Source organism: Rhizobium leguminosarum, from assembly GCF_001679785.1.
In the GTDB taxonomy this organism is placed as follows: Bacteria; Pseudomonadota; Alphaproteobacteria; order Rhizobiales; family Rhizobiaceae; genus Rhizobium; species Rhizobium leguminosarum_R.
In genome coordinates, this window is sequence record NZ_CP016289.1 from 272,049 (window position 1) to 287,162 (window position 15,114).

Here is a 15,114-nt window from a genome sequence, read left to right on the forward strand (position 1 = left end):
TCAGCATGAACCCGATCAATTCCCGCTACGGCGCCGTCGCCGGCTCCCAAGCCCTCTTCGACGAGGGCCTGCGCCAGCACATGCTGCGCGTCTACAACTATATGGCTCTCGGCCTCGTCATCACGGGCCTAGTGGCCTTTGTCGTCGGCTCGACGCCGGCACTTTACGTCCCGATCTTCGGCTCGCCGCTGAAGTGGGTGGTGATGCTTGCCCCGCTCGCCTTCGTCTTCTTCTTCTCGTTCAAGATCCAGACGATGTCGGCCGGCACCGCTCAGATCACCTTCTGGGCCTTCTGCGCTGTGATGGGCCTGTCGCTCGCTTCCGTCTTCCTGGTCTTCACCGGGGCGAGCATCGCGCGGACCTTCTTCATCACCGCGACGATGTTCGGCGCTACCAGCCTCTACGGCTATGCGACGAAGCGTGATCTCTCGCGCATGGGCTCGTTCCTGATGATGGGCCTCTTCGGCGTCATCATCGCCGCTGTCGTCAACATCTTCCTGGGTTCGAGCGCCCTGCAGTTCGCGATCTCGGTGATCGGCATCGTCGTCTTCGTCGGTCTCACCGCCTACGACACGCAGAACATCAAGGAACAGTATTCGGAAAACTACGATCAGGAATCGAACCAGAAGCTCGCCGTCTTCGGTGCGCTCTCGCTCTACCTGAACTTCGTCAACATCTTCCAGCTTCTGCTCAACTTCACCGGCGAGCGGGAATAGGACTGCGCTTCTGGGGGCAAAGGAAGCGCAAGAGCGCCTGGTCTGCAGTCTGTGACAGGATGGCGGACTGGGTGCTCACCTAAAAGGAAACGGCCGGGCCAACGCCCGGCCGTTTTCGTTTCAGATGATACCCCAGGCGCGGTAGCGACCCCGGCCGGTGATCTCACGAATGCCGATCTCATTGACGAGGTTCAGCGCACCGCGCGGTGTGATGCGCAGATGACGGGCGATCATCGCCGCCGAGACCATTGGCCGCGACAGGACGAAATCGGCAAGTTCCGGCAGGCTGCTGTTCGAACGGCGGCCACGGAAGCGCAGCTCCATTTGCGTGCGCGCCAAGGTCAAGCGGTCGATTTCCTTGAGGCCGGCCACAGCGCCCAGGTGCATCGCCTCCAGAAAGGCTTGTAGCCGCGTGACGCGATCGCGTGCTCGACGACGCTCATGGCGCACCAGCTTCAGCCCGCCGTAAAAAGAAAACAGATGCGAGGCGACCTTGCCGCGGGCGCGTAGATGGCTTGCGACCAGAAGACCGCCCAGCCAGTGCTGCCGCCGCAACGGCTCGATCCTTTCCCAGGCTTCGAAGAGGATGATGGCGCCGAGAACCGGCGGCAAGCTATCGGCCAATGGCTGGACGCTTCGCCACTCCGCAAGCCGCTGTTCCTCGTCCCACTCGTCGTCACCGAGCAATCCGAGAGGATCCTCGTTGCGCCTTGCCAGGCTAAGGGCAGCCGTCTCGCTTGGCGGCGTTTTCCCCGTATGGATATCGAGCAGCTTCTGCGAGCGGGCAAGAAGCGCATCGATCTCCGCCATCTCGGCAGCGAGCGGGCCGCTCTCATCCTCGCCTTCCTCGTCGGTCTCGACCGGAACTGCGGGGCTCTTCGCGTCCGGCACCCCCTCCCCTTCCCCGGTGGTCGCAGTCAGCGTCGCAAGACCCGAGACGCCGAGTGCCCAGGAGGGTTCGCCTGTCCAGATGCGCCGACGTGCCCGCAGCACCGAATGGGCGATCGTCAGTTCGTGGGTGGGAGCGCGGCTATCCATATGCGCATCATGCAAAACGAGATCCTCGACATGCACGAGTTCGCCGGCCACCCAGAGCGCGCCGGCGGCGTCGAAGAAATGGCTGCGTTCGGCAAATCCCTCGCCGACCGGCGAGCGCAATACCCGCTCGTCCAGCCGCGCCACCGCATCCTCCGCCGCGGCAAGGGCTGGAAGCAGGGTTTGAAGCATCGTGCCGTCAATATCGTAGCGCATTGTTAAGCTTTACGGTTTTCCACAAATGGAAGCAAAAGACGTGTTTCCTTCCGCCATGTATGACATGGTTAACAGCGTTTTTCAACAAAACTAGGGAAATGGAAGCCGTTAACCTGGCTGATCGATCGGCCGCATATGCTTCTACCCGTCGCAGCTGGCGCGAAGCTTTTTCATAGCCGCTCATCCGGTTTTCCTCGCCGTCGGACCATTTGCCCGCATCAGCGCCATCAGCATCGGTCCGAGCGAGAATTCGCCGCGCTCCGCCCGCCGCGTCAGGTCACGCAGGTAGCCGCCGGCCGAGTTGATATGTCCGCCCCTTTCCAGGATACAGGCGATCACCGTGGCGGCGTTTTCCGGCCCCATGACATCGCAGGCCAGCTGATAGGCGCTGGGGCTGACGCCAAGAGTGGAACGGACGATGACGGCCGCGGCCATCAGATCGCGCCAGCTGCCAATGCCGCCACCCGGGCCGTAAGCGATGATCTCAGGGCAGGCCTGCAGCACCATGGCGAGCGGGAAGGATTTCGGCGGCTCGCGCCAAGGCCGCGGCTCTTCGTCCGGCTTTGCGCCCTGCTTCGTTTCGAAGCTTGGTTCAAATTCAGATATAGGGTGTGGGTTTGAATTATGTATGTGCCGACCGTTTTGGTTATCATTGGCGTCTGTTTTTTCTGTTTTCGACTTCGATTCCAGCGTTTTGACGATCAATTCCCGGAACGCTTCGAGATCGCCCAGCAGGCTTTCCATCTCCGCGGCCGACGGGCGGCGCGGCAGGCTTGTGGAAAGCAGATTGAAATGCTTCTGCATCTCGATCCATTCGCCGGCAATTTCCTCTTCCAGCGCGATCTCGATGAGCTTGGTGATGTCACGCCGGCAAAGTGTCAGGCGCTCTCTCAGGCGCTTCCATTCGAGCTTGGCGGCCATCACCTGAGCCGCCTGCGCCTCGATCTCGTGGGCGCGCACCAGGAGCGGCGCCAGGCTGAAGCCAAATGCCTCTCCAAGCCCGCCCTCGCCGTTGCGCCGGGCAAAACGCTTCCCGTTCGGGCTATCCCGGCGGATGATCAGACCGGCTTCCACCAGCATCGCCAGGTTCCGCCGCAACGTCGTGCCGGCCATGCCATGCGTGCGCAACGACAGCTGCTCGTTCGAGGGAAAGACGACGAAACCGTTGGCCTCGGCAATCTCGTTCTTCGGATAGAAGGTCAACAGCGCGTTGAGAACAGCCAGGGCACGGTCGGATACGCCGACCATGTCCTTTGCCTCGCAGAGCGCGCGAAATATCTTCCACTTATCGACCGATGCGTCCGGATCGACCTTGCTGGCGCTTTCCTGGCTTGCCAGCATGCCAAGCGTCATCGATCGCCGCCCAAAGGGCGTCGATACATATTGAGGCTCCATGTCCCTCACCTTTTCTCAAGGCAAAAGAAAGCTACCACCCAAAAGGATGCCGAAGACGCTTGACAGTGATTCGAGGAAGTGCGATTCTCAGATTGTCCAGATATGAGAAAGGCTTCCGCGACGGCAACGTTCGGAGGCTTTTTTCTTTTGCGGCCTACTCTCCTGCTTGCAACTTGCCGGCCCGATAGGCTTCGTAAAGCTCATCGAGACGGCGTGAAATATAAGCGCCGAAGTCCGGCGCATCGCCGGTCTTCAACGCGATCGTGAAGGAATTGCCGGCGCTCTTGATTCGGCCGGCAATCTTACCGCCGCTCTTCGGCTTCCAGTCAAATTCCGTGGTTTCGGGCTTTGCCTCTTTCTTGGCGAGCTCAGCGACCAAAAGCTCGAAACGGCGGTCGCTCTCTTCCGCCATGAAACTTCCCGAGGCAATGAGCTTCGCAAGCCGGGCGGCCGTCATCCCATTCCAGTCCTGGGCAAGCGCCATCCAACGGCGCCGCCCGATGCCGGGTGCGGCTCCGACCGAGCTGACGATCTCGGCGGGAATAGCTTTTGCGACGGATATCAGCTTCGATAGCTCCGTCTTATCCGTCGAAAGCGCCTTCATGATGACCGGGCGCTCAAAACCCTTGAGCTCAAGATTAAGGGCAAAGACCGCGCGCTCTATATAGGAAAGGTTGCGGCGCGCCGAATTCTCGATGCCCTGCGCGATAACGACATCGGTATCGTCGAGCTTACGGACGATCGCCTGCACTTTGAGGCCGAGCAGCTTGACCGCCTGCAGGCGGCGATGGCCGTAGGCGATCTGGTAGCGGTTCTCATCATTCGGATGGCGGCGAACGAGGATCGGCACTTCCTGGCCGTTCTCGGCGATCGACCGCACCAGCTCGTCTTCGATATCGAGGGGCTGGTCGGCAAGGCGGTCGCGGACGAAGGAGGAATCGACCAGATCAGGATCGAGCTCGACGATGCGTTCGCCGGAGAGCAAGGCCTCCTGCATCGCCCTGCTCTCTTCCTCCATACGGCCAAGGGTCAGCGCCATCGTGCGAACCGGCCCGGCCGATCCGCGCGATGATGACTCCTCGTAGTTGGCCGCGGCCAACTCCTGGGCCGTATCGTCGAAAAGACCTTTCAGGCGATCGCGTCTGCTCATGCTCGACCCCAGGCTTTGTGAATACCGGCGAGAACCTCGCTGTTGGCGGCATTGACCGATTCCAGCGCCCGGTCATAGGTCGAGCGGCGCACCTGCCCCTTCTCGATCTCGTAGAGCGTCTGTTTGGTCAGGCCGACATCGGCGATCGCCGTCGATTTGAGAATGGTCGCCGTCAACACGTCATCACTGAAGAGGCCGCGCAGCAGCGCGACGATCTGCGACTGCGGCGCATCGAAGGGTTCGTGACGGGTGACGACATATTTGATGAAGTCATGCTGCAGATCGCCGCCGGCCTTGCGCACGACAGAAAGCAGATCCGAAGTCATCAGCAGGAACTGCGACATGGAAGCGACGTCGACCATTTGCGGATGGATGGTGATGAGCAGCGATGTTGCCGCGCAGACGGCGCCAAGCGTGAGGTAACCAAGCTGCGGCGGGCAGTCGATCACCACGATGTCGTAATCCGCCTCGACCTCGGCAATGGCGATGCCAACGCGACGGAAGAACAGCTCGCCGGGTCGCTGCCGGTCGTTCAGTGCCCGTGGCGTCTCATGCTCGAACTCCATCAGTTCGAGATTGCCCGGCACCAGATCCAGCCCATCGAAATAGGTCTTGCGGACGATCTCCTTCAGCGGCTTGCGGCCCTCATCATAGCGAATTGCGCCATAGAGCGTATCGCCCTCGGAAAGATCGAATTCGGGCTGAACGCCGAGCATGGAGGAGAGCGAAGCCTGCGGATCGAGATCGATCGCAAGCACCCGGTAGCCCGCCAGCGCCAGATACTGCGCCAGATAGAGCGTCGTCGTTGTTTTGGCCGAGCCGCCCTTGAAATTGGTGACGGCAACCGTCTGCAGCTTTTCGCCAGGGCGACGCCACGGCTGATAGGAAAGCGCGTCCTTCGGCTTAAGCTTCGCCATATACTGGCGCAATTCGTTGATCTGGCCGAGTGTGTAGGAACGCCGGCCATTCTGGGCAAGATCCGGCTGCGGTCCCTTGCCGTCCAGTGAAAGCTGGCGAAGATAGCCGTCAGAGACGCCGATCATCTGGGCCGCCTCGCCGGAGGAGAATGTTCGTAGCGTCTTTTGCGAGAGCGGCGGAAACAACTTGTCGCGGAGGAGCTTCAGTTGCCGCGAAAGCTGGTTCGCATGCCGCTCGATCCGTACATCTGTCGTCGATACGCTAATGTTGTCCAAAACACCCAATCCTTTTCGATGCGCTTTTCTGTCAACATAGCGTCAAAAAGCGTATCGAAAGTGACACGATTCGGGATTTGCAGCAACAACAGGGCTTAGATGCCACCCACAGGCCCGGTTGGCCGCGGCCAACTCCCTCTTCGGCCCTTGCGACGACCGGGCTTTTTCGGCAAGACCGCCGGGACTCAACGGGGGAGTATCCGCTTGAAGCATATCAATATCATCGGCATCGGCACGGGCAACCCGGAGCACCTGACCATACAGGCAATCAACGCGATGAACGCGGCCGACGTGGTCTTCCTGCCGGTCAAGGGCGCCGGCAAGGAAGAGCTCGCCGAAATCCGGCGGGATATCTGCCAACGCTACATCACACGGCCGGCCGGCAGGATTTCAGAATTCGCCGTGCCGCAAAGGCAGACGGCTGACAAGACCTATGCGCAGAGCGTCGACGCTTGGCACGGCGAGATCGCCCGCATCTATGGAGAGCTGATCACCGGTCTCCCGGATGATGGCAGCGGCGCCTTTCTCGTCTGGGGTGATCCCAGTCTCTACGACAGCACGATCCGCATCATCGAACGCGTCCGCCAGGAAACTAGCCTGGATTTCGATTACAGCGTCATTCCCGGCATCACCAGCATCCAGGCGCTGGCGGCCAGCCACAAAATCCCGGTCAACCTCGTCGGCAAACCGATCGAGATCACCACAGGGCGCCGACTGGCGCAGGCGGGGCTTCTGACCGACAGCACCATCGTCATGCTTGACGGCGAACAGGCTTTTGCGAAGATCGACGATCCCGATGCCGAGATCTTCTGGGGCGCCTATCTCGGCACCAAGGACGAGATCGTCAGATCAGGACGACTTGGCGATATCGCCACCGACATTCTAAGGCTCAGGGCCGAAGCCAGGCAACGGCACGGCTGGATCATGGACATCTATCTCCTGCGCAAGGGACGGGATTTCGAGGAATAGCCGGTCCAAGGCCTTTCCATCATGCTTTGCCGGGTCGGCTGCGATCATGTAAGAAATGGTCAGAGGATCGAGAATGAGCATGCAGACAGCAAAGGCGAGCGACAGGACAGGCGAGGCGGATCTGCACGGTCGCTCGGCGGCGGAGATACGTAGGCGCGGCGCCTGCCCCGCCCTTGCCGCGCCCATGCCGACCGGCGACGGTTTGCTGGTCCGGCTGCGGCCGGCCGGCGGCGCTTTGACGCCGTCGCAATTCGCAAGCCTTGCTCGCTCAGCCGCGGCCCAAGGAAACGGCATTCTGGAAATCACCGCGCGCGGCAATCTGCAGATCCGCGGGCTGCGCGCCGAGACCGTCGGACAGCTCGCTGCCGACGTCGATGCGGCCGGGATCACCGTGTCGGACGGGCCGGCGATCGAAACATCACCGCTGCACGGCATCGACCCGGAAGAGATAAGCGATCCGGCCGCAATGGAAATGGCCTTGCGCAGCACGCTCCGCGATCAACTTGCCTCACCGCAGCTCGCGCCAAAACTCTCGCTCGTCGTCGACGGTGGCGGATCCTTCGGCTTGTCAGCACTGTCCGCCGATATTCGTGTCGTCGCGCAATCCCACACAGATTGGCTTGTCGCGATCAATGGCGACGGTGAAACTGCAATGCCGATCGCGATCGGTCCTGCGGAGGTGGCGATATCGGCCGTCGGCGAAATTCTGAGCCTGATGGCGATCCTCGGGCAGGGCAGGCGGGCGAGAGATATCGATCCGGCGCTTCTGCGGGCGCGTTTTCCCGCGATGGATGGTATGCAGTTCATTCCGTCACGCGCGGCAGCGATGCCGCTTGCCGGCTCGCACAGGCTTGAGGACGGCAAAACCATAATCGGCGTCAGTCCGGAATTCGGGCAGATGAGAGCCTCCGATCTCATCGCTTTGCTCGATCTGGCAAAGGCCCGTGGCGCAACAGCCATCCGGCTCGCGCCCGGTCGCGGTTTTTTCCTCATCGGGCTTTCCGCCGATACAGTGCCGGCTATGCAGATCGCCGCAGCCAGACATGGCTTCAGCATCCAGCCTGGCGACAATACCGAGCATATCGCCGCCTGCGCCGGCGCCGGCGCCTGCGGCTCCGCTTTCTACGAGACGCGAACTCTGGCGCGCCAGCTCATTGCCGCAGCACCTGCCCTTTTCGACGGTTCGCTGACGCTGCATCTATCCGGCTGTGCAAAGGGCTGCGCTCATGCGCGGCCGGCGCTGACCCTGACGGGCTCGGCGGAGGGTTATGGCCTCATCCTCAATGGGCTTGCTGCGGATCTGCCGGACGAACGGGTCTCTGGCGGTCGGATCGATTTCGCTATAGAGAGGCTCGCCCGGGCCATCGAAGATAACAAAGACGCTGGCGAATCGACCGCCGCCTGCCTTAAACGGCTTGGCGCAACCGGCGTTTCGAAGGCGCTGCGACAGGAATAGGAATGCCAGACTACGATTATATCCGCAGCGGCGATGCGATCTACGAGCGTTCCTTTGCGATCATCCGTGCCGAGGCCGATCTTTCGCGCTTCACCGACGATCAAGCCGAAATTGCCGTGCGCATGATCCATGCCTGCGGGCTGGTCGAGGCGGCGGCGCATTTCCTGTTCTCGGCCGATTTCGTCAGTGCAGCGCGCGATGCACTGAACGGCGGCGCGCCGATCTTCTGCGACGCGGAAATGGTATCCCAGGGCGTCACTCGGGCGCGGCTGCCGGCGCTGAACGAGGTAATCTGCACGCTGCGCGATCCGGCAACACCGGAGCTTGCGCGCGAGACCGGCAATACGCGCTCGGCGGCCGCCATGCATCTCTGGCTCGATCGGCTCGGCGGAAGCGTTGTCGCGATCGGCAATGCACCGACCGCCCTCTTCCATCTGCTCGAACTCCTGCGCGACGGCGCCCCGAAACCCGCGGCGATCCTCGGCATGCCCGTGGGCTTCGTCGGCGCGGCGGAATCGAAGGATGCATTGGCGGAAAATTCCTACGGCGTACCCTTTGCCATTGTCCGCGGCCGGCTCGGCGGCAGCGCCATGACGGCAGCCGCCATCAATGCATTGGCGAGGCCAGGCCTATGACCAGAAGCGGCCGTCTCATCGGCGTCGGCACGGGTCCCGGCGATCCGGAGCTCCTGACCCTCAAGGCCGTCCGCGCCATCGAAGGCGCTGATGTGATCGCCTATTTCGCCAAAGAGGGCAGGGGCGGCAACGGCAAGGCGATCGTTGAGCCGCTGCTGAAATCCGGGGTGACGCTGCTGCCGCTCTATTATCCTGTGACAACCGAGATCGACAAGAACGACGAACGCTATCAGAGGCTGATCACCCAATTCTACGATCTGTCTGCCAAAGCGGTCGCCGGGCATCTCGATGCCGGCCTGACCGTCGCCGTTCTCAGCGAAGGCGATCCGCTCTTCTACGGCTCCTATATGCACCTGCATGTCAGGCTTTCCACGCGCTACCCGACGGAAGTGATCCCAGGCATCAGCGCCATGTCGGGCTGCTGGTCGCTGGCGGGCATGCCGATCGTCCAGGGCGACGACGTGCTTTCCGTACTGCCCGGTACGATGGCCGAGACCGAGCTGACGCGCCGCCTTGCCGATACGCAAGCCGCCGTCATCATGAAGGTCGGCCGCAATCTGCCGAAGATCCGCCGGGCGCTGGCGGCAGCCGGCCGGCTTACGGAAGCCGTCTATGTCGAGCGCGGCACCATGGCGAATGCGGCGATGGAAAAGCTTGCCGACAGGACCGACGGCGACGCACCGTATTTTTCGCTCGTGCTGGTGCCGGGCTGGGAGGGCAGCCGATGAGCGGCAGGCTTTTCGTGATCGGCACCGGTCCAGGCAACCCCGAGCAGATGACGCCGGAAGCTTTGGCTGCTGTCGATGCGGCGACGGATTTCTTCGGCTACGGACCTTATCTCGACAGGCTGCAGCTCCGCCACGATCAGCTGCGGCATGCCTCGGACAATCGCGAGGAGCTCGGCAGGGCAGGGGCCGCACTCGCCATGGCGGCCGATGGCGCGAAGGCCTGCGTCGTCTCCGGCGGCGACCCCGGCGTCTTCGCCATGGCCGCCGCGGTCTGCGAAGCGATCGAGAACGGGCCGGCCGCATGGCGCGCGGTCGATCTCATCATCCTGCCTGGCATCACGGCGATGCTGGCGGTGGCGGCAAGAGCAGGCGCTCCGCTTGGCCATGATTTCTGCGCCATATCGCTGTCTGACAATCTAAAGCCTTGGAATATAATAGAAAACCGTCTTGTATTGGCGGCAAAGGCGGGCTTTGTCATCGCGCTCTATAATCCGATCAGCCGGGCGCGGCCCTGGCAGCTCGGCGAAGCCTTTAAGCTGTTGCGTGACCATCTGCCTGCAGCAACACCGGTTATTTTCGGGCGGGCGGCCGGGCGGCCGGACGAACGCATCGCCGTCCAGCAGCTGTCGCAGGCAGATGCGTCGATTGCCGATATGGCGACCTGCATCATCATCGGCTCCGCTGAGACACGCATCGTCACGCGGCCAGGCCGGCTGGACCTCGTCTATACGCCGCGCTTCATGGCGGGGGGGAACAGGTGATCGATCGCCGCCAGCGCCGCCTCGACAGTTTCGACCGCCTTGACGATCGAGTCCGGCGCGCGCGCGACCATCATCACCTCGATACCGAGCAGTCGGGCTGCCTCGATCTTCGCATAGGTAGCGGCACCACCGCTGTTCTTGGCGACGATGGCGTCGATGTGGTGCTGTCTCAGAAGATCGCTTTCGCCTTCCAGCGTGAACGGACCCCGATCGAGGACATAGTCTACATTATCAAGCGCAAGCGGTGGTTCGACGGGATCGACGCTGCGGACGAGATAGTGATGTTGTGGTGCCGCTTCCGTATGATGCGCACCTTGCCGGCCCGTCGCCAGAAAGACATGGCGGGGGGAGGGGCCGAGCGCTTCAATGGCAGCCGGAATGCTCCGCACGTCCCGCCAGCGATCGCCGGCCACGCGTTGCCATTCGGGACGGCGCAGAGCGATGGCAGCGATGCCGGTGGTCTCGGCCGCAAAAGCGGCATTGGCCGAAATGCGCTCGGCGAATGGGTGCGTGGCGTCGATCAACAGGTCATATCCGCCGGCCTTCAGGAAATCGGCAAGTGCGGCGCCGCCGCCGAAACCGCCGATGCGAACCGGAACAGGCTGCGCGGCCGGTTTTTCGGTACGGCCGGCAAGCGACAGCAGAACATCGCATTCATCCCGCGCCGCGAGTCCCTCGGCCAGCAGCCGCGCCTCGCTGGTACCGCCAAGGATCAGGATGCGGAGTCTTCCCATGTCTGATGTCTCTCCTGCGTCCGGCCAGCGCTGGCTGACTATTATCGGCATCGGCGAAGATGGTCCAGAAGGGCTGGGCGATGAGGCGAAGAGGCTGATCGCGACCGCACCTGCCGTCTTCGGCGGCGTGCGGCACCACGCGCTTGCTGCATCGCTGATCACAGGCGAAAGGCTTTCCTGGCAGAGCCCTTTCGAGCGCTCGGTCGGGGCTATCCTCGAAAGGCGCGGCACGCCTATTGTCGTGCTCGCCTCCGGCGACCCGTTTCTCTATGGCGTCGGCGCAACACTTTCCCGCCATGTGGCGGGCGAAGAAATGCGCACCATCCCCGCACCCTCGGCCTTCAGCCTTGCTGCCTCCCGCCTTGGCTGGCCGCTGCAGGACGTCGCGACGATCTCTCTGCATGGAAGGCCGATCGATCTGGTCCGGCCGCATCTGCACCCCGGACGGCGCATCGTCGCGCTGACCTCGGACGAAAAGGGGCCCCGCGATCTGGCTGCGCTGCTGACCGCTGCTGGCTTCGGTCAGTCGCGACTTACTGTGCTCGAGGCACTGGGCGGCATTCGGGAGCGGCAGCGAAGTGTTGTGGCGGTGGATTTCGACCTTCTGGACATCGATCCGCTGAATGTCTGCGCACTCGATGTTGCGGCAGGGGAGGGGGCTCGCATTCTGCCTTTTGCCGCCGGGCTCGAGGACGAGCTGTTCGAGCATGATGGGCAGATCACCAAACGCGAAATCCGGGCGATGACGCTTTCGGCACTCGCGCCGCGCCATGGCGAACTGCTCTGGGATATCGGCGCGGGATCGGGATCGATCGGCATCGAATGGATGCTGGCCGATCCCAGCCTGAAGGCAATCGCCGTCGAACAATCGCCGGAGCGGGCCGCACGTGTCGCCCGCAATGCATCCGACTTCGGGGTGCCGCATCTCGCCGTCGTAGAAGGTGCAGCACCCCTCGCGCTGAAGGGCCTGCCGGAACCGGATGTGATCTTCCTCGGCGGCGGCGGCAGCGAACCGGGTGTTGTCGACACGGCGATTGCCGCGCTGAAGCCGGGAGGGCGGCTCGTTGCCAACGCCGTGACGCTGGAGATGGAAGCGGTGCTGCTCGCCGAACATGGCAAACACGGCGGCTTCCTCACGCGGATCGAAATATCGCGCGCAAAGCCCGTCGGCGGCATGAGCGGCTGGCGGCCGGCCATGCCGGTAACGCAGTGGCGCTGGACGAAAGGATGACGAGATGACGGTGCATTTCATCGGCGCGGGGCCAGGTGCTGCGGATCTGATCACGGTGCGTGGCCGCGATCTCATCGCCCGATGCCCGGTCTGCCTTTATGCCGGCTCGATCGTCTCGCCCGAACTGCTGCAATATTGTCCGCCGGGTGCGCGCATCGTCGATACGGCGCCGATGTCGCTCGACGAGATCGAGGCAGAATATCTTCGCGCCGCCGCGGCCGGCCAGGATGTCGCCCGGCTGCATTCCGGCGATCTCTCGGTCTGGAGTGCGGTCGCCGAGCAGGTGCGCCGGCTTCAAAGGCATGGCATCGACTTTACGATGACACCTGGTGTTCCGGCCTTTGCCGCCGCAGCCGCAGCGCTCGGCCGAGAGCTGACGATCCCGGCCGTGGCGCAAAGCCTGGTGCTGACCCGCGTTTCCGGCCGCGCGTCACCGATGCCGAACGACGAAACACTGGCGAAGTTCGGCGCGACGGGCGCCACGCTGGCGATCCATCTGGCAATCCACGCGCTGAAGCAAGTGGTCGAAGAGTTGACGCCGCTTTACGGCGTCGACTGCCCTGTCGCGATCGTCGTGAAGGCCTCCTGGCCGGACGAGCGCATCCTGCGCGGCACGCTCGCCGATATCGAAGCAAAGGTTGCGGCCGAACCGATCGAACGCACAGCGATCATCTTCGTTGGCCCATCGCTGGCAGTGGAGGATTTCCGCGAAAGCTCGCTCTACGATCCGGCCTATCAGCGCCGGTTCAGAGGTAGAGAATAGCGTCAAGCGACCGCGCGGCCTTTAGACCCGCGCGCTGAGATACTCCATGCTGGCGCGCAGCGCGCCGGCCGGATCCTTCAGCGCATGCACCTCCGCCGCGAAGGGCTCGAAGGAGAAGGGGCCGGTATAGCCCGCCTGCAGCAGCGCCCTGACCTGCCCGGCATTGTCGAGCAGGTCGTCGGCATTGACCAGAACACGGTGGGAATCGCGCATATCGGCAACGGGAACAGCCGGATCTTCGACGCCGGAAATGTGTACGAGGCCGGTCAGCTGCGGAAAGGTTAGCGCTTCGCCGGCAAGATGATGGTGGAAGGTATCGTGGACAAGCCTGAAGGTCGACTGCGTGCCGAGTTCCTCGATCGCGTCGGCCGCCTCTGTCTTCGAGCGCAGCGAGCAGATCTCGAAGCCCAGCGGCTCGACGAGACCGATAATGCCGGCTTCCTCGAGTATCGGCTTCAGCGCGGCCAGAGACTGACGCAGATTGGCCTGCCGTTCGCCATCGGCGCAGCCGGTGCCGTCGTTCTTCGGAACGAGGACGAGCGCCTTGGCGCCTGACGCGCCGGCATAATCGATCAGCTCCTGCGCTTCGGCGGCCCGGGTCGCGTTCCACTCATTGAAGCGCTGCAGGGCGTTGATCGAGATGATCGTCACGCCATGGCGGGCAGCCGCTTGCCTGATCGTTTCGGGTTTGGTGCCGTCAAGGATGGCATTGCCGGAAAGGTCGTTGCGGATCTCGACGGCATCGATACCGAGCGATCTGGCCAGCGCGAAAAAATCATCGATGGCAAGCGATGGTGCGGCCATATGGTTGAGCGCAAAACGGATCGAAGTCATGACTGCTATCTCCTCCTCATCTCCGCGACAGGGCGGAGCGGTCCTCGTGAATGGGTCCGCGAATCTCTATCGGAATTCGCGTCGCAATCCATCCGCCATCGCCGGTGCTCGCTTTCATTGCTGAGAGAATTTCGAGCGGAATGATGGAATTCCATCATTGCTTAGATGTTCTCCGAAATATGGATATCGAAAGGCAGGAAGAGTTGCCCGGGAACAGCCGTTTCGCCGTTTTCGATGGCGCCCGTCATCAGCACCATCAACTCCTTGCAGAGGGCGGGCAGCGGGGTTCCGATCGCCATGGCGACGATATCGTCGGCAAGGCCGGCTTTGCTGTCGGGCGTCAGCTCGTTAACCACGAGGACGATCTTGCCGCCGACGCCTTCTTCGCGGAATGCCGAGATCGCCCCCTCCATGCCGCCACCGCAGACATAGAGGCCGACGAGATCGGGATGTTTCTGCAGAAGTGTCAACGTCGCCTCATGGGTGATTTCGGCAGTCTCGAGATTGATCAGCGTGTCGACGACATCGAATTCCGGCGCATTCTCGCGAAAATAGGAGCGGAAGCCGATTTCTCTGAGCTCATGGCCGTGAAAACGGTGGCTGCCGACGAAGCAGGCGACCTTGCCGGGCCTGCCTGCCGTGCGCGCAATCGTCCAGGCTGCAGTGCGCCCGACCTTGCGGTTGTTGACGCCGACATAGGCGTCGCGCACGCCCGTTGCGAGGTCGGAGAGCAGCGAGAACACCGGAATGCCGCGCTCCTTCAGCTCCTCGACCGCCGTCGTCACCGCCGGATAATCCGGTCCAACCAGAGCAACGGCCTGGTTGCGGGCGCCGAGCGTCTTGATCTTTTCGACGATCGCAGCCGGTGTCGCGGCTGACGGAAAGTCGATCTGCGTCTGGATGCGCGCGGACGTCAGCGCCCGCGCTGCGGTTTCGATCTCACGCACGAAGCTCTGATAGAAGGGCTGCATCGGCTTCTGCAGCAGGAAGGCGAGCTTGTATTGCGGCAGATCTTCGAAGACGCGCTGCTTGATCAGCCCGACAGCGTGATAGCCGATCGACTGCGCCGCATCATAGACCTGTCGCGCTGTTTCCTCGCGCACCCGGTGGCGCGCGTTGAGAACGCGGTCGACGGTGGCGACGCTAACGCCAGAGGCGCGGGCAAGATCGGATATGGTGGGACGGCGCATGGGCGTTCCTGATGGATTCAATCATGAATGCAAGTCATTCGTGATGGCTTTTGATAGATTATATCAAGCCTGCATTGAGCGCTTTCCAAAGTCAACCTATTCTCCCGG

15 protein-coding genes are annotated in these 15,114 nt (G+C 62.6%); 8 read left to right on the forward strand and 7 right to left on the reverse strand.

The window, feature by feature from the left end:
• The first annotated feature begins 5 nt into the window (after window positions 1–5).
• Window positions 6–716 carry a Bax inhibitor-1/YccA family protein gene (locus BA011_RS32800; RefSeq protein WP_065283950.1) on the forward strand — a complete coding sequence of 237 codons (711 nt, stop codon included), beginning with the start codon at window positions 6–8 and terminating at the stop codon, window positions 714–716.
• Window positions 717–836: 120 nt separating this feature from the next.
• On the opposite strand, the gene BA011_RS32805 is transcribed toward BA011_RS32800, so the two are convergent.
• The 4 genes from BA011_RS32805 to repA all read right to left on the reverse strand — a co-directional run bounded on the left by BA011_RS32805 (window position 837) and on the right by repA (window position 5,705).
• Complete coding sequence (locus BA011_RS32805) at window positions 837–1,967, reverse strand: RHE_PE00001 family protein (protein ID WP_065283951.1); 1,131 nt, start codon at window positions 1,965–1,967, stop codon at window positions 837–839.
• Window positions 1,968–2,147: 180 nt separating this feature from the next.
• Window positions 2,148–3,362: a plasmid replication protein RepC gene (gene repC, locus BA011_RS32810; protein ID WP_065283952.1), complete on the reverse strand. Its 1,215-nt coding sequence runs from the start codon at window positions 3,360–3,362 to the stop codon at window positions 2,148–2,150.
• Between the two features lie 154 nt (window positions 3,363–3,516).
• Window positions 3,517–4,512, reverse strand: coding sequence for a plasmid partitioning protein RepB (gene repB / locus BA011_RS32815; RefSeq protein WP_065283953.1), 996 nt, complete (start codon window positions 4,510–4,512; stop codon window positions 3,517–3,519).
• Window positions 4,509–5,705 carry a plasmid partitioning protein RepA gene (gene repA / locus BA011_RS32820; protein ID WP_065283954.1) on the reverse strand — a complete coding sequence of 399 codons (1,197 nt, stop codon included), beginning with the start codon at window positions 5,703–5,705 and terminating at the stop codon, window positions 4,509–4,511. The genes repB and repA overlap by 4 nt, the downstream gene beginning before the upstream one ends.
• Window positions 5,706–5,909: 204 nt before the next feature.
• On the opposite strand from repA, the gene cobF reads away from it, so the two are divergent.
• The 5 genes from cobF to BA011_RS32845 all read left to right on the forward strand — a co-directional run bounded on the left by cobF (window position 5,910) and on the right by BA011_RS32845 (window position 10,254).
• A complete protein-coding gene (gene cobF / locus BA011_RS32825) occupies window positions 5,910–6,674 on the forward strand; it encodes a precorrin-6A synthase (deacetylating) (RefSeq protein ID WP_065283955.1) in 765 nt (254 codons plus the stop codon).
• 73 nt (window positions 6,675–6,747) lie between these two features.
• Window positions 6,748–8,130, forward strand: coding sequence for a precorrin-3B synthase (gene cobG / locus BA011_RS32830; protein WP_065283956.1), 1,383 nt, complete (start codon window positions 6,748–6,750; stop codon window positions 8,128–8,130).
• Between the two features lie 2 nt (window positions 8,131–8,132).
• Window positions 8,133–8,765 (forward strand): precorrin-8X methylmutase, encoded by a 633-nt coding sequence (locus BA011_RS32835; protein WP_065283957.1) that lies wholly within the window; start codon window positions 8,133–8,135, stop codon window positions 8,763–8,765.
• The gene (locus tag BA011_RS32840; protein ID WP_065283958.1) at window positions 8,762–9,493 is read left to right on the forward strand and encodes a precorrin-2 C(20)-methyltransferase; all 732 of its coding nucleotides are present in this window, start codon (window positions 8,762–8,764) and stop codon (window positions 9,491–9,493) included. The genes BA011_RS32835 and BA011_RS32840 overlap by 4 nt, the downstream gene beginning before the upstream one ends.
• Window positions 9,490–10,254 carry a precorrin-3B C(17)-methyltransferase gene (locus BA011_RS32845; RefSeq protein ID WP_065283959.1) on the forward strand — a complete coding sequence of 255 codons (765 nt, stop codon included), beginning with the start codon at window positions 9,490–9,492 and terminating at the stop codon, window positions 10,252–10,254. Before BA011_RS32840 ends, BA011_RS32845 begins: the two co-directional genes overlap by 4 nt.
• On the opposite strand, the gene BA011_RS32850 is transcribed toward BA011_RS32845, so the two are convergent.
• Window positions 10,218–10,988, reverse strand: a complete 771-nt coding sequence (locus BA011_RS32850) for a cobalt-precorrin-6A reductase (RefSeq protein WP_065283960.1) — start codon at window positions 10,986–10,988, stop codon at window positions 10,218–10,220. The genes BA011_RS32845 and BA011_RS32850 overlap by 37 nt on opposite strands.
• Here BA011_RS32850 and BA011_RS32855 point away from each other — a divergent pair.
• Together BA011_RS32855 and cobM are read left to right on the forward strand one after the other, a co-directional pair.
• A complete protein-coding gene (locus BA011_RS32855; protein WP_065283961.1) occupies window positions 10,987–12,219 on the forward strand; it encodes a bifunctional cobalt-precorrin-7 (C(5))-methyltransferase/cobalt-precorrin-6B (C(15))-methyltransferase in 1,233 nt (410 codons plus the stop codon). The two genes, BA011_RS32850 and BA011_RS32855, sit on opposite strands and share 2 nt — an antisense overlap.
• Before the next feature lie 4 nt (window positions 12,220–12,223).
• The gene (cobM, locus tag BA011_RS32860) at window positions 12,224–12,982 is read left to right on the forward strand and encodes a precorrin-4 C(11)-methyltransferase (RefSeq protein ID WP_065283962.1); all 759 of its coding nucleotides are present in this window, start codon (window positions 12,224–12,226) and stop codon (window positions 12,980–12,982) included.
• Between the two features lie 21 nt (window positions 12,983–13,003).
• Here the strand turns inward: cobM and BA011_RS32865 are convergent, their stop codons facing one another.
• Together BA011_RS32865 and BA011_RS32870 are read right to left on the reverse strand one after the other, a co-directional pair.
• Entirely contained in the window at window positions 13,004–13,816 is an 813-nt protein-coding gene (locus BA011_RS32865; protein WP_065283963.1) for a TIM barrel protein, read from the reverse strand.
• A 161-nt stretch (window positions 13,817–13,977) separates the two neighbouring features.
• The gene (locus BA011_RS32870) at window positions 13,978–15,006 is read right to left on the reverse strand and encodes a LacI family DNA-binding transcriptional regulator (RefSeq protein ID WP_065283964.1); all 1,029 of its coding nucleotides are present in this window, start codon (window positions 15,004–15,006) and stop codon (window positions 13,978–13,980) included.
• Window positions 15,007–15,114: the final 108 nt, after the last annotated feature.

Bases quoted from the DNA above. Each gene is read 5' to 3' on its own strand.
- BA011_RS32870 (WP_065283964.1), bottom strand. From the start codon at position 15,006: ATGCGCCGTCCCACCATATCCGATCTTGCCCGCGCCTCTGGCGTTAGC.
- repB (WP_065283953.1), bottom strand. From the start codon at position 4,512: ATGAGCAGACGCGATCGCCTGAAAGGTCTTTTCGACGATACGGCCCAG.
- BA011_RS32845 (WP_065283959.1), top strand. From the start codon at position 9,490: ATGAGCGGCAGGCTTTTCGTGATCGGCACCGGTCCAGGCAACCCCGAG.
- BA011_RS32865 (WP_065283963.1), bottom strand. From the start codon at position 13,816: ATGACTTCGATCCGTTTTGCGCTCAACCATATGGCCGCACCATCGCTT.
- cobM (WP_065283962.1), top strand. From the start codon at position 12,224: ATGACGGTGCATTTCATCGGCGCGGGGCCAGGTGCTGCGGATCTGATC.
- cobG (WP_065283956.1), top strand. From the start codon at position 6,748: ATGAGCATGCAGACAGCAAAGGCGAGCGACAGGACAGGCGAGGCGGAT.
- BA011_RS32855 (WP_065283961.1), top strand. From the start codon at position 10,987: ATGTCTGATGTCTCTCCTGCGTCCGGCCAGCGCTGGCTGACTATTATC.
- BA011_RS32840 (WP_065283958.1), top strand. From the start codon at position 8,762: ATGACCAGAAGCGGCCGTCTCATCGGCGTCGGCACGGGTCCCGGCGAT.
- BA011_RS32805 (WP_065283951.1), bottom strand. From the start codon at position 1,967: ATGCGCTACGATATTGACGGCACGATGCTTCAAACCCTGCTTCCAGCC.
- BA011_RS32835 (WP_065283957.1), top strand. From the start codon at position 8,133: ATGCCAGACTACGATTATATCCGCAGCGGCGATGCGATCTACGAGCGT.
- BA011_RS32800 (WP_065283950.1), top strand. From the start codon at position 6: ATGAACCCGATCAATTCCCGCTACGGCGCCGTCGCCGGCTCCCAAGCC.
- BA011_RS32850 (WP_065283960.1), bottom strand. From the start codon at position 10,988: ATGGGAAGACTCCGCATCCTGATCCTTGGCGGTACCAGCGAGGCGCGG.
- repC (WP_065283952.1), bottom strand. From the start codon at position 3,362: ATGGAGCCTCAATATGTATCGACGCCCTTTGGGCGGCGATCGATGACG.